Origin of the sequence: Pseudomonas sp. NPDC090592, assembly GCF_044769185.1 — a bacterium.
GTDB lineage: Bacteria > Pseudomonadota > Gammaproteobacteria > Pseudomonadales > Pseudomonadaceae > Aquipseudomonas.
The window spans coordinates 64,510-76,799 of record NZ_JBIVXJ010000008.1 but is presented as its reverse complement, the minus strand read 5'-3'; the positions used below and the strand labels follow the sequence as shown (position 1 = coordinate 76,799).

The following is a 12,290-nucleotide window of genomic DNA, read 5'->3' as shown; positions in this document are numbered from 1 at the left end:
GGGCGAATCTTCATGTTCGCCCATGACAGGAACACACTCATGAAATCTGCCCTGCGCCACCTGGCCTGGACACTGCCGGTACTGGCCTTGCTGGCCGGTTGCAATGGCGGCGAGAACGCCAAGCCCGAACCCCACGCCATCGCCACCTACGCCCCGGCCACCTGGAAAGACCTGCCGGCAGTCAGCGATGAAGACCTGCTGGCCGGTTTCTACGCCTGGCGCAGTGGCTGCGAGAAGCTCAAGCGGGACCCCGTCTGGGCCGCCACTTGCGAAGCGGCCGGCAGCGCCACGGCGAGTGCCGCCCAGGTGCGTACCTTCCTGGAGCAGAACCTGGCGGTGTACGGCCTGCGCTCTGCCGAGAACAATGCCAACGGCCTGATTACCGGTTACTACGAACCGGTCTATCCCGGCAGCCTGAAGCAGTCGGCGACCAACCATGTGGCGGTTTATGGCCCCCCTGAAGACATGATCGTGGTCGATCTGGCCAGCGTGTACCCCGAGTTGAAAGGCAAACGCCTGCGCGGTCGTCTCGATGGCCGAGTGCTCAAGCCTTATGACACTGCCGAGGTGATCAATCGTAACGGCGTCAAGGCCCCGGTGCTGGCCTGGCTGACCGACCCGATGGACCTGCAGTTCCTGCAAATCCAGGGTTCTGGCCGCGTCCAGCTGGAGGATGGCCGGCAACTGCGCCTGGGCTATGCCGACCAGAACGGCCACCCTTACCGGCCAATCGGGCGCTGGCTGGTGGAGCAGGGCCAGCTGAAAAAAGAAGAAGTGAGCATGGGTGCCATTCATGCCTGGGCCGAGGCCAACCCGCAGCGCGTGCCGGAGCTGCTGGCCAGCAACCCCAGCTACGTGTTTTTCAGCACCCGCCCAGACAGCAACGAAGGCCCGCGCGGGTCGCTGAACGTGCCGCTTACCGCTGGCTACAGTGTGGCGATAGACCGCAAGGTGATTCCGCTGGGCAGCCTGTTGTGGCTGTCCACAACCCGCCCGGACGGCTCGCCCGTGGTGCGCCCGGTGGGGGCGCAGGACACTGGCGGGGCGATTGCCGGTGAAGTGCGTGCCGACCTGTTCTGGGGTACCGGGCCGGAGGCCGGCGAACTGGCAGGGAACATGAAGCAGCAAGGGCAAATCTGGATGCTGTGGCCCAAGGGCCAGCCACTGCCTGAAGTGCCTAAAGTGCCTTGATCGGCGCTGGATTCTTCGCGGGCTCGCCCGCTCCCACAGGTACACCACAGCCCTTGAATGCTGCGTTTGTACCTGTGGGAGCGGGCAAGCCCGCGAAGCAGGCGACTCGGTTTCAGATGGAAACCACAAAGAGCGACACGATCAGCGCCAACCCGGCAAACCACACCAGCGAGCGCAGGGCGGCCCAATCGGCCAGGTAGCAGATGATGTAAAGCAGCCGGCTGGTGATGTACATCACCCCCAGAACATCCTGCGTCACCTGCTCGGCATTGCCGACGATATCCGCCACCAGCACCGCGGCGGCGAACGCCGGAAACGCTTCGTAGCCGTTCTGCTGCGCAGCATGCGCACGCCTTGGCAAGCCCGACAAGGTATCAAGAAATGCCCGCGGGTCATGATTGTCCTTCAGGCCGAAGCGGCCGCTGCTGAGCTTGGCGATCAAGGCACAAAGCGGGTTCAACAGCAGCGCGATCAAAATGCACCACAGGGCAACGGTCATGCGCAGGACTCCTTGTTCGAAAATGGGTTAGAGCTTCATCACCAGCATGCCTGCCAGGACCAGCCCGCAAGCTAGGAGTCTCGGCCCGCCAAAAGGTTCTTTGAGGTAGCGCATGCCGAACAGCACCACAAGGATCACACTCAGTTCGCGCAACGCTGCCGCCTCGGCCACTGACCCCAGATGCATGGCCCACAACACCAGGGCATAACTGAACAATACGCAGAAGCCTACCGCCAGCCCCAGGCGCCATTGGGTTCGCCAGAACAGCACGAACGGTGCTCGCCGCGCCACACTGGCCAGCAGCGGGAATTGCCAGGCACTGAGCAAGGTCAGCCACACCAGGTAGTCCCAGGGCTTGCCCCACAAGCGCACGGCCTGGCCGTCAAACCAGGTGTAGCAGCCAATGCACAAGCCGATCAGGGCGACCACCGGCAGCATCGACCAGGGCAACCGGTCGCCGCCACCGCCCTGCCACAGCAGGCAGGCCATGCCACAGGGGATCAGCAGGATGCCGACGATCTGCTGCTGGCTCAGCGACTCCCCGGCAAAGGCCAGGGTCAACCCCAGCACCACCAATGGCGACAGCCCGCGCATCAGAGGATAGACCAACCCCAGGTCGCCCACGCGATACGCCTGGATCAGCAGGTAGCGGTACAGCTGCTCGGCGAGCGCCGAGGCCAACAGCCAAGGCCAGATAGTGGCAGGCGGGACTTCGACAAAGGGAACGGCCACCACCGCGAAGGCCAGTGCCACCGTGTCCATGCTGGCGATCACCAGCAGCCGTTCTGCGCTGAATTTGATCAGGGTATTCCAGGTCGCATGCAGCAGGGCGGCGACCAGCACCAGGGATGTTGCCAACACGCCTTCTTATCCTTTTGGCTTTTTATGGCTGTGAATATACAGCGCGCAGGGGGGCTCTGTGGGAGCGGGCACGCCCGCGAAGAAAGCGACTCGGTGTATGGCACCGGCTTTGCCGGTGTTCGCGGGCGCGCCCGCTCCCACAGGGGACCCAGTGCAGCCAGTTTACGGGAACGATTTTGGCTAATCCGGTCAAACCCTGTGTCCCGAACCCCGCGCCAGGTCATCAAAGAACTGCCCGAGTCATTCGGGTAACGACTTGGAAGCCACTCTTACAGGATTTGGGATGCTTGAATTAGTTGCCGCGTTTATCTGCCTCACCACCCTCCTTACCTACGTCAATTACCGCTTCATCGGCCTGCCCCCCGCCATCGGCGTGATGGTCACGGCGTTGTTGTTCTCGCTGATGCTGCAAGGCCTGAGCCTGATTGGCTTCCCTGGCCTGGAAGCACGCGTCGAAGGCCTGATGAACCAGATCGATTTCAACGACCTGCTGATGCACTGGATGCTGGCGTTCCTGCTGTTTGCCGGCGCCTTGCACGTGAACCTCAGCGATTTGCGCAGTTATCGATGGCCGATAGGCTTGCTCGCGACGATTGGCGTACTGATCGCCACCGTGGTCATCGGCTACCTGTCGCATTGGGTATTCGCCATGTTCGGCTGGCAGGTGCCGCTGATCTACTGCCTGCTGTTCGGTGCACTGATCTCGCCCACCGACCCGATTGCCGTGCTGGGCGCGCTGCGTACCGCCAATGCCTCCAAACCGCTGAAAACCACCATCGTCGGCGAGTCGTTGTTCAACGACGGCACCGCGGTGGTGGTGTTCACCGTGTTGCTGGGCATCATCCAGCTGGGGGAAACGCCGAGCATGACCGACACGGCGATCCTGTTTGCCCGCGAGGCCATCGGCGGTGTGGTATTCGGCGGCCTGATCGGCTACGCCACTTACCGCATGATCAAGAGCGTCGAGCAGTATCAGGTGGAAGTCATGCTGACCCTGGCACTGGTCATCGGTGGCTCGGCCATGTGCTACGAGCTGCACGTCTCGGCGCCGATCGCCATGGTGGTGGCCGGCCTGATCATCGGTAACCTGGGGCGTAACCTGGCGATGAACGACATGACCCGTCGCTACATGGACGGTTTCTGGGAGTTGATCGATGACATGCTCAACGCCCTGCTGTTCGCGCTGATCGGCCTGGAACTGTTGCTGCTGCCGTTCAACTGGATGCACCTGGCGGCCGGCGGGGTACTGGCACTGGCGGTGCTGCTGTCGAGGCTGCTGACCGTGGCACCGGCCATCGTGCTGCTGCGCCGCTGGCGCCCGGTGCCCAAAGGCACGGTGCGGGTACTGACCTGGGGTGGCTTGCGTGGCGGGGTATCGGTAGCCCTGGCGCTGTCGCTGCCACTGGGCGAGGAGCGTGACCTGCTGCTGTCGATCACCTACATCGTGGTGCTGTCGTCGATCCTGGTGCAGGGGTTGAGCATTGGGCGAGTGGTGCGCAAGGTTAGTGACCAGCCTCAGTAGCTGCAAGCTGCAAGCTGCAAGCGAACCGCGTGCGGTCTGCTTTTTCTTGTAGCTTGCAGCTTAAGGCTTGCAGCTTCTTATTCCACCGCAGAATCCGGGAACTGGTCCTGCACATACTTGATCTCGGTGCGCCCGTGCGCCGCCGGCAAGCCGTCTTCACCCAGGTTGACGAACACCATCTTGTCGACCGTCAGAATGCTCTTGCGGGTGATCTTGTTGCGCACTTCGCACTTGAGGGTGATCGAGGTGCGGCCGAACTCGGTGGCGGTGATGCCCAGTTCGATAATGTCGCCCTGACGCGACGCGCTGACGAAGTTGATTTCCGACATGTACTTGGTCACCACGCGCTGGTTGCCCAGCTGGACGATGGCGTAGATCGCCGCCTCCTCGTCGATCCAGCGCAACAGGCTGCCACCGAACAGGGTGCCATTGGGGTTGAGGTCTTCGGGTTTAACCCACTTGCGGGTGTGAAAGTTCATCTGTACTCCTGACCTGCTTGGCTAACGTAGGGCAATGATGGCAGAGCGGCCGCCATCGCTCCATTGAACATCGACTATCGTCGCGATTAATCGACAGAAAACCTTGGGCAAGCTGGCGGGGGCGGCTATAATCTGCGCCGTTTCACATGGCTGCCCACAGCGGTGCCATGCCCGCCACCTGTCCGAGGGGCGCTGCAGCAGGCTAGGCCTGTCAGGCTCGGGTGGGGCGTTGCTCGCTCTCGCGGGCGCTTAACGCACAACGGCGCCCATTCGCACACTACGAATGGAGGCTCTCATGAGCGCTGCAAACATGCCTGCTGGTTTTACCGATTTCAAAGTCGCCGACATCTCCCTGGCCGCCTGGGGCCGTCGCGAAACCATCATTGCCGAATCGGAAATGCCTGCGCTGATGGGCCTGCGTCGCAAGTACCTGACCGAGCAACCGCTCAAGGGTGCGAAGATCCTGGGCTGCATTCACATGACCATCCAGACTGCCGTGCTGATCGAAACCCTGGTTGCCCTGGGTGCCGAAGTACGCTGGTCGTCCTGTAACATCTTCTCCACCCAGGACCAGGCCGCCGCGTCCATCGCCGCCGCCGGCATCCCGGTATTCGCCTGGAAAGGTGAAACCGAAGAAGAGTACGAGTGGTGCCTGGAGCAGACCATCCTGAAAGATGGCCAGCCATGGGACGCCAACATGATCCTCGACGACGGTGGCGACCTGACCGAACTGCTGCACAAGAAGTACCCACAGGTACTGGACCGCGTGCACGGTGTGACCGAAGAGACCACCACTGGCGTGCACCGCCTGCTGGACATGCTGGCCAAGGGCGAGCTGAAAGTGCCGGCCATCAACGTCAACGATTCGGTTACCAAGAGCAAGAACGACAACAAGTACGGCTGCCGTCACAGCCTGAACGACGCCATCAAGCGCGGTACCGACCACCTGCTGTCGGGCAAGCAGGCCCTGGTGATCGGCTACGGCGACGTGGGCAAGGGTTCGGCCCAGTCCCTGCGCCAGGAAGGCATGATCGTGAAGGTCACCGAAGTGGACCCGATCTGCGCCATGCAAGCCTGCATGGATGGCTTCGAGCTGGTTTCGCCGTTCATCGACGGCATCAACGACGGCACCGAGGCCAGCATCGACAAGGCCCTGCTGGGCAAGATCGACCTGATCGTGACCACCACCGGTAACGTCAACGTCTGCGACGCCAACATGCTCAAGGCGCTGAAAAAGCGTGCCGTGGTCTGCAACATCGGCCACTTCGACAACGAGATCGACACTGCCTTCATGCGCAAGAACTGGGCCTGGGAAGAGGTCAAGCCGCAGGTGCACAAGATCCACCGCACCGGCGCTGGCAGCTTCGACCCGCAGAACGACGACTACCTGATCCTGCTGGCCGAAGGCCGCCTGGTCAACCTGGGTAACGCCACTGGCCACCCAAGCCGCATCATGGACGGTTCGTTCGCCAACCAGGTACTGGCGCAGATCTTCCTGTTCGAGCAGAAGTTCGCCGACCTGTCGGCCGAGAAGAAAGCCGAGCGCCTGACCGTTGAAGTGCTGCCGAAGAAACTCGACGAAGAAGTGGCCCTGGAAATGGTCCGCGGCTTCGGCGGCGTGGTCACCCAGCTGACCAAGCAGCAAGCCGACTACATCGGCGTGACCGTCGAAGGCCCGTTCAAGCCGCACGCCTACCGTTACTAAGCGGCAAGCTTGAAGCTTCAAGCGGCAAGCAAGGGCAGACCGTGCCGTTGCCGCTTGTAGCTCAAGCCTGCAGGAATCTTGAATGATGCCCAAGCCAGATCGGCCATCACCGATCTGGCTTTTACTTGCAGCTTGAAGCTTGAAACTTGCTGCTAGGAGGAACGCCTGATGTCACAAGAACGCCGCTACAGTTTCGAGTTCTTCCCGACCAAGACCGACGCCGGTCATGAAAAGCTGATGGGCGTTGCCCGGCAGCTGGCCACCTACAACCCGGACTTCTTCTCCTGCACCTACGGCGCAGGCGGCTCCACCCGCGACCGCACGCTGAACACCGTGCTGCAGCTGGAAAGCGAAGTGAAGGTACCTGCCGCGCCGCACCTGTCGTGCGTGGGCGACTCCAAAGACGACCTGCGCGCCCTGCTGGCCGAGTACAAGGCTGCGGGCATCAAACGCATCGTCGCCCTGCGTGGCGACCTGCCATCCGGCATGGGCATGGCCAGTGGCGAGCTGCGCTACGCCAGCGACCTGGTCGAGTTCATCCGCCAGGAAACCGCTGATCACTTCCACCTGGAGGTGGCCGCCTACCCGGAAATGCACCCACAGGCGCGCAACTTCGAGGCCGACCTGGCCAATTTCGTGCACAAGGTCAAAGCCGGTGCCGACAGCGCCATCACCCAGTACTTCTTCAACGCCGACAGCTACTTCTACTTTGTCGAGCGCGCACAGAAGCTGGGCGTGGACATCCCGGTAGTGCCCGGCATCATGCCGATCACCAACTACAGCAAACTGGCACGCTTCTCCGACGCCTGTGGCGCCGAGATCCCGCGCTGGATCCGCAAGCAACTGGAAGCCTATGCCGACGATACCGCCAGCATCCAGGCCTTCGGCGAAGAAGTGATCACCCGCATGTGCGAACAGCTGCTGCAAGGCGGCGCGCCAGGCCTGCACTTCTACACCCTGAACCAGGCCGAGGCGAGCCTGGCGATCTGGAATAACCTGAAGCTGCCGCGCTGAAACTTTTTGGCAAAGTCTGCTTAAGAAATGATTAAGGCTTTGGTCATAGACTGAAGCCTTATTCATTTATGGGTTACACAGGTCTTGCCAGCCATGCAGCATCCCCAGCCATCGCGCCCACAGCTTGTCTACCTGGCTTTTGGCCCGGCAACCTACCACCAGGAAGCCTGCTTCAGCATCGTCAGCGCCCTTGCTCATCTCGGCACGGCGGCAGGCGACGCCATGGACATCCAGGTGTACACCGACAACCCGCAGCCCTATGCCAAACTGCCCGTCAGCGTCCACTTGCTGGACGAAGCCACGCGCCAGGCATGGAATGCGCCTCACGGTTACCACTTTCGCAGCAAACACGTGCTGTTGCGCCAGGTGTTGCAACAGCACCCGCTGGCAGTGCTGATCGACACCGACACCTTCTTCCGCTCATCGCCACTGCAGCTGTTCAGCCGCGTGGCGCCAGGCAAGCTGCTGTGCAACGCCATCGGCCCGCGCTACGGCGCCAACCAGAAGTGCCTGCTGTACAAGAACCTGCTGGCCATCCTGCAAGCGCGGAGCCAGGCCGACTGCCAGATGCCTCTGCTCAACTCTGGAGTGATCGGCCTCATGGCCGAAGACGCCGACACCCTGGACCGCTCCATCGCCATGATGGACGAGTTCTATCCGCTGGCGCGCGAGGCCTACACGCTGGAAGAATTCTGCCTGGCAGTGGCGGCTTACCGCAGGCTGGAGGTGGCCGAGTGCACCGATGTCATCCACCACTACTGGAGCCGCAAGGCGCAATTTCGCGCCAAGATCCAGGCCTGGCTGGGCAAGCATGGCCACGACCCGCTAAGCCCGGCGGCGCTGGCGGACGTCCAGCTGGTCAACGACCAGCTACCCCGGCCACCGGCCCTGCACCGCCTGGGCTACAAGGCACTGAGCCTGACCCTGCCCAGCCACGAACGCCAGTTCGCTCGCGAACTGCTGTATGGCTGCTACCCCTACACTAACGAGTTCGACCGAGCCTGCGCAGCCGCCTGGTGGGACAAGGCGCTGGAAAACCTCAATGCCCGCTACGGCCAGATGCGGCCCGAGCAACTGCGCCAGTGCTTGCGCCACCCAGGGCTGCGCTTGTCGCTGGGTGAGCGGCGCAAGGAAGTCGAGACACATCTGCTGAGAACCTCGCAAGGCTGATGCGCCAGCAACCCCATAGCCTTGCACAATCCCTGTGCGAGCGGGCATGCCCGCGAAACAGACGACGCGGTGCATGGCACCGGCTGCGCCGGTGTTCGCGGGCATGCCCGCTCCCACAAGGATCGCGGCCGCTTTGAATATCAGGCCCACTGGCCTTGCTCCGGCCGAGCGCGTAATCTCCGGCCATGCCACTCGTCGCCCGACTGTTCTGCATCCTGCTGCTCGCCTGCCTGAGCCCGTTGGCCTTGGGCGAGCGCTTGCGCCTGGTCTCCGATGACTGGGCGCCCTATATTTATCAGCAAGATGGCACGCCCCACGGCATCGACTACGAAGTGACCACCGAGGTGTTCAAGCGCCTTGGTGTCGAGGTGGAATGGCAGTTCCTGCCGTGGAAACGCTGCCTGGCCATGATCGAGCAAGGCTTGGCCGACGGCATTCTGGACATCTTCCAGACCGAATCCCGGCGCGCCTACCTGGTTTACGCGCCCGAGCCCTTGTCGCAAATCGAGTTCGTGCTGTTCCAGGCCCGCGCACGCCGCCATGCCGTGACCGGGCCTGACGACCTGGCCGGGCTCACGGTAGGCACCTCCCCCGGTTACGCCTATGGCGCCGCGTTCAACGAGGCGACGTATTTTCGTCGCGAGGCCGCACCAACCCAGGAAGCCAACTTCGGCAAGTTGCTGCTGGGCCGTATCGACCTGGCAATCACCGACCGCAAGGTGGGCCACCACCTGCTCCGGCAACTGGGCCTGGCGCAGCAGATCGAGCAACTGCCACTGGTGATCAACCGCCAGGAGCAATACCTGGGGCTGGTACGCAAACCCGGGCGCGAGGCACTGGCGCTGGCCTTTGCCGAAGAACTGCAGCGCTTCAAGCAGGAACGCGCCTTCGCCGACATCAACCAGAGCTACACAGGCGACATCGGAAACATTCTCAATGCCGTTGAGCAGCAGGAAAGCAGCACAGCGCGATAGCTCTGTTATACTCGGGCCTTCCCGCCCGGCTCACGCCCGGACGCTCGGCCTCGCAACAGGCATCCCGATCGGCACCGACGCCCCTTCGCGTCCACCCTCCGTTTCCCGGATGTGCAGTGAAAGCCCAGCTGGACCGGACGCGATCGCATCCCACCGATGCCCGTCGCGCCAGGCAGAACATCCCAACGGGCCCAGCCCACACGAGAACAGGATCGCCCATGTCCTTTGCTTCCCTCGGTCTCTCCGAGGCTCTTGTCCGCGCTATCGAGGCTGCGGGCTATACCCAGCCGACCCCCGTGCAACAGCGGGCTATTCCCGCCGTGTTGCAAGGCCGCGACCTGATGGTTGCCGCACAGACAGGTACTGGTAAAACCGGCGGCTTCGCCCTGCCGATTCTCGAGCGCCTGTTCCCCGCCGGCCACCCCGACAAGTCGCAGCGTCACGGCCCGCGCCAACCGCGCGTGCTGGTCCTGACCCCGACCCGTGAGCTGGCAGCCCAGGTGCATGACAGCTTCAAGGTCTATGCCCGCGACCTGCCACTGGTCAGCGCCTGCATTTTCGGCGGCGTAGGCATGAACCCGCAGGTGCAGGCCATTGCCAAGGGCGTTGACGTGCTGGTTGCCTGCCCTGGGCGCCTGCTCGACCTGGCCGGCCAAGGCAAGGTTGACCTGGCCCACGTGGAAATCCTGGTGCTCGACGAAGCCGACCGCATGCTCGACATGGGCTTCATCCACGACGTCAAGAAAGTACTGGCCCGCCTGCCGGCCAAGCGCCAGAACCTGCTGTTCTCGGCCACCTTCTCCAAGGACATCACCGACCTCGCCGACAAGCTCCTGCACAACCCGGAGCGTATCGAAGTCACGCCGCCAAACACCACCGTCGAGCGTATCGAGCAGCGCGTGTATCGCCTGCCTGCCAGCCACAAGCGCGCCCTGCTGGCACACCTGATCACCCTGGGTGCCTGGGAGCAGGTGCTGGTGTTCACCCGCACCAAGCACGGCGCCAACCGCCTGGCCGAGTACCTGGAAAAGCAAGGCCTGACTGCCGCCGCGATTCACGGCAACAAGAGCCAGAACGCCCGTACAAAAGCCTTGGCCGACTTCAAGGCCAACACTGTGCGCGTACTGGTCGCCACCGACATCGCCGCCCGCGGCCTGGACATCGACCAGCTGCCCCACGTGGTCAACTTCGAGCTGCCGAATGTCGAGGAAGACTACGTGCACCGCATCGGCCGTACCGGCCGTGCCGGTCGTTCGGGTGAGGCCATTTCGCTGGTCGCACCGGATGAAGAGAAGTTGCTCAAGAGCATCGAACGGGTAACCCGGCAGAAGATCGCCGACGGCGACCTGATGGGCTTTGACGCCAGCCAGGTGGAAGCCGAGAAGCCTGAAGTACGCGAGCGCCCGCAGAACAACGGCCGTGGCGGTCGCAACCAGCAGGCCCGTGGCGAAGGCGGTAAAGACAGCAACGGTGGCCGCAAGGACAAAGGCAAGGATAAGGGCAAGGCCAAGCAGCAGGCTGCAGACAAGCCGGCCGACAAGGAAAAGACCGGCGAAAGGCAACAGCAGCCGCGCAAGCCGCGTGACAAGAAGCCGCGCCAGCCGCAACAGCAGGCCGGCAGCAGCGCGCCGAAAGTAGCCGCCGACCGTGACCCGGAAGAGTTCCTGGATGACGACGTAGACAACTTTGGTAACCGTGCCGACTATGTCAGCCCGTACCAAGGCAAGAACCAGGGCCGCAATCGTCGCCCAGGTGGTGGTGCTGGCCAAAGCCAAGGTAACGGCCAGCGCAGCAATGCCGGTGGCCAGGGCCAGGCCCGCAATGGCGGCCAGCAGCGTAGCGGCGGTGGCGGCGAAAAACGCCAGCCTCGCGCTAACAACGGCGGCGGTGCCCGTCGTGATGGCGGCGGCGCTGGCCGTGGCCGCCCGGCCCGTGACGATGCAGCCCGGCAAGAGCCGGCCGTGCGCAACCCACGCCAGCCGGAAAAGCAACCGGTGATCATCCGCAAGGAATCCAAACTGGACCGTTTCCCGACACCAGAGCAACTGGATGACCTGCCAAGCCGTCCACGCGGCGAACGCCCGGCCTTGTTGACCCGAAAAGGCTAAGCCTGGGGCAGCCTGTGCCGGCCCTATCGCCGGCAAGCCAGCTCCCACAGGAAATCACTGCCCTCAGGGCCTGTGATATTCCTGTGGGAGCCCGGCTTGCCGGCGATAGGGCCCTCAAAGGGAAACAAAAACGCCGCCCAATGGGCGGCGTTTTTTTATTGCCAAAGCAATGCTTACTTCTGCTTCACACCCTCAACACTGATATCCAGGTCAAGAGTCTGCGAAGTCGGGCCTGGGCCCTTGATGCCGAAGTCGTTCAGGTTCAGCGTGGTGGTGGCATTGAAGCCGGCGCGCTCGCCGCCCCATGGGTCCTTGCCTTCACCGTTGAAGGTCGCCTTGAAGGTGACCGCCTTGGTCACGCCGTGCATGGTCAGGTCGCCGGTCACGTCCGCAGTCTTCTCGCCAGTCGATTTGACGGCGGTAGAAACGAATTTGGCATCCGGGTATTTCTTCACGTCCAGGAAGTCGGCGCTGGCGATGTGCTTGTCACGCTCGGCGTGGTTCGACCACAGGCTGGCAGTTTTCAGGTCGACATTGATCTTGCTGGCTTCAGGCTTGGCGCTGTCCCAGGTGAAGTTGCCGTCGAAGTCCTTGAAGGTACCGTGGATGAAGCTGTAGCCCAGGTGGCTGATTTTCCAGTCGACGAACGCGTGCTGGCCTTCCTTGTCGATCTTGTACTCGGCCGCCATGGCCTGGCCGGCGGAAAGCAGAGCGGTACCGAGCGCCAGAGCGGCAAAAGTCTTTTTCAACATCCTTATATCCTTCCT

Annotated in this window: 11 protein-coding genes and 1 riboswitch; of the genes, 7 read left to right on the top strand and 4 right to left on the bottom strand. The window is 62.8% G+C overall.

Annotated elements, in window-relative coordinates:
* Nucleotides 1-39 precede the first annotated feature (39 nt).
* A complete protein-coding gene (locus ACIQUI_RS08985; RefSeq protein WP_403197270.1) occupies nucleotides 40-1,191 on the top strand; it encodes a murein transglycosylase A in 1,152 nt (383 codons plus the stop codon).
* A 112-nt stretch (nucleotides 1,192-1,303) separates the two neighbouring features.
* Here ACIQUI_RS08985 and ACIQUI_RS08980 read toward each other — a convergent pair whose 3' ends face one another.
* Both ACIQUI_RS08980 and ACIQUI_RS08975 read right to left on the bottom strand, forming a co-directional pair.
* Nucleotides 1,304-1,690, bottom strand: a complete 387-nt coding sequence (locus ACIQUI_RS08980; RefSeq protein WP_403197267.1) for an MAPEG family protein — start codon at nucleotides 1,688-1,690, stop codon at nucleotides 1,304-1,306.
* Nucleotides 1,691-1,717: 27 nt separating this feature from the next.
* Entirely contained in the window at nucleotides 1,718-2,551 is an 834-nt protein-coding gene (locus ACIQUI_RS08975; RefSeq protein ID WP_403197264.1) for an EamA family transporter, read from the bottom strand.
* A 283-nt stretch (nucleotides 2,552-2,834) separates the two neighbouring features.
* Here ACIQUI_RS08975 and ACIQUI_RS08970 point away from each other — a divergent pair, with 283 nt between their 5' ends.
* Entirely contained in the window at nucleotides 2,835-4,073 is a 1,239-nt protein-coding gene (locus ACIQUI_RS08970; protein ID WP_403197262.1) for a cation:proton antiporter, read from the top strand.
* Nucleotides 4,074-4,150: 77 nt separating this feature from the next.
* Here the strand turns inward: ACIQUI_RS08970 and ACIQUI_RS08965 are convergent, their stop codons facing one another.
* Nucleotides 4,151-4,552 (bottom strand): acyl-CoA thioesterase, encoded by a 402-nt coding sequence (locus tag ACIQUI_RS08965; RefSeq protein ID WP_012274534.1) that lies wholly within the window; start codon nucleotides 4,550-4,552, stop codon nucleotides 4,151-4,153.
* A gap of 178 nt (nucleotides 4,553-4,730) precedes the next feature.
* Nucleotides 4,731-4,827: riboswitch (S-adenosyl-L-homocysteine riboswitch) on the top strand.
* Nucleotides 4,828-4,847: 20 nt separating this feature from the next.
* On the opposite strand from ACIQUI_RS08965, the gene ahcY reads away from it, so the two are divergent.
* The 5 genes from ahcY to ACIQUI_RS08940 all read left to right on the top strand — a co-directional run bounded on the left by ahcY (nucleotide 4,848) and on the right by ACIQUI_RS08940 (nucleotide 11,523).
* A complete protein-coding gene (gene ahcY / locus ACIQUI_RS08960) occupies nucleotides 4,848-6,257 on the top strand; it encodes an adenosylhomocysteinase (RefSeq protein ID WP_172228723.1) in 1,410 nt (469 codons plus the stop codon).
* A 168-nt stretch (nucleotides 6,258-6,425) separates the two neighbouring features.
* Nucleotides 6,426-7,271, top strand: coding sequence for a methylenetetrahydrofolate reductase [NAD(P)H] (gene metF / locus ACIQUI_RS08955; RefSeq protein ID WP_403197257.1), 846 nt, complete (start codon nucleotides 6,426-6,428; stop codon nucleotides 7,269-7,271).
* A 93-nt stretch (nucleotides 7,272-7,364) separates the two neighbouring features.
* Nucleotides 7,365-8,441, top strand: coding sequence for a hypothetical protein (locus ACIQUI_RS08950; protein WP_403197254.1), 1,077 nt, complete (start codon nucleotides 7,365-7,367; stop codon nucleotides 8,439-8,441).
* Between the two features lie 185 nt (nucleotides 8,442-8,626).
* Nucleotides 8,627-9,415 carry a substrate-binding periplasmic protein gene (locus tag ACIQUI_RS08945; RefSeq protein WP_403197251.1) on the top strand — a complete coding sequence of 263 codons (789 nt, stop codon included), beginning with the start codon at nucleotides 8,627-8,629 and terminating at the stop codon, nucleotides 9,413-9,415.
* 218 nt (nucleotides 9,416-9,633) lie between these two features.
* Complete coding sequence (locus tag ACIQUI_RS08940; RefSeq protein ID WP_403197249.1) at nucleotides 9,634-11,523, top strand: DEAD/DEAH box helicase; 1,890 nt, start codon at nucleotides 9,634-9,636, stop codon at nucleotides 11,521-11,523.
* 173 nt (nucleotides 11,524-11,696) lie between these two features.
* On the opposite strand, the gene ACIQUI_RS08935 is transcribed toward ACIQUI_RS08940, so the two are convergent.
* Nucleotides 11,697-12,275: a YceI family protein gene (locus tag ACIQUI_RS08935; protein ID WP_403197247.1), complete on the bottom strand. Its 579-nt coding sequence runs from the start codon at nucleotides 12,273-12,275 to the stop codon at nucleotides 11,697-11,699.
* Between the last annotated feature and the right edge of the window lie 15 nt (nucleotides 12,276-12,290).

Bases quoted from the DNA above. Each gene is read 5' to 3' on its own strand.
- ahcY (WP_172228723.1), top strand. From the start codon at position 4,848: ATGAGCGCTGCAAACATGCCTGCTGGTTTTACCGATTTCAAAGTCGCC.
- metF (WP_403197257.1), top strand. From the start codon at position 6,426: ATGTCACAAGAACGCCGCTACAGTTTCGAGTTCTTCCCGACCAAGACC.
- ACIQUI_RS08940 (WP_403197249.1), top strand. From the start codon at position 9,634: ATGTCCTTTGCTTCCCTCGGTCTCTCCGAGGCTCTTGTCCGCGCTATC.
- ACIQUI_RS08985 (WP_403197270.1), top strand. From the start codon at position 40: ATGAAATCTGCCCTGCGCCACCTGGCCTGGACACTGCCGGTACTGGCC.
- ACIQUI_RS08980 (WP_403197267.1), bottom strand. From the start codon at position 1,690: ATGACCGTTGCCCTGTGGTGCATTTTGATCGCGCTGCTGTTGAACCCG.
- ACIQUI_RS08945 (WP_403197251.1), top strand. From the start codon at position 8,627: ATGCCACTCGTCGCCCGACTGTTCTGCATCCTGCTGCTCGCCTGCCTG.
- ACIQUI_RS08950 (WP_403197254.1), top strand. From the start codon at position 7,365: ATGCAGCATCCCCAGCCATCGCGCCCACAGCTTGTCTACCTGGCTTTT.
- ACIQUI_RS08970 (WP_403197262.1), top strand. From the start codon at position 2,835: ATGCTTGAATTAGTTGCCGCGTTTATCTGCCTCACCACCCTCCTTACC.
- ACIQUI_RS08965 (WP_012274534.1), bottom strand. From the start codon at position 4,552: ATGAACTTTCACACCCGCAAGTGGGTTAAACCCGAAGACCTCAACCCC.
- ACIQUI_RS08935 (WP_403197247.1), bottom strand. From the start codon at position 12,275: ATGTTGAAAAAGACTTTTGCCGCTCTGGCGCTCGGTACCGCTCTGCTT.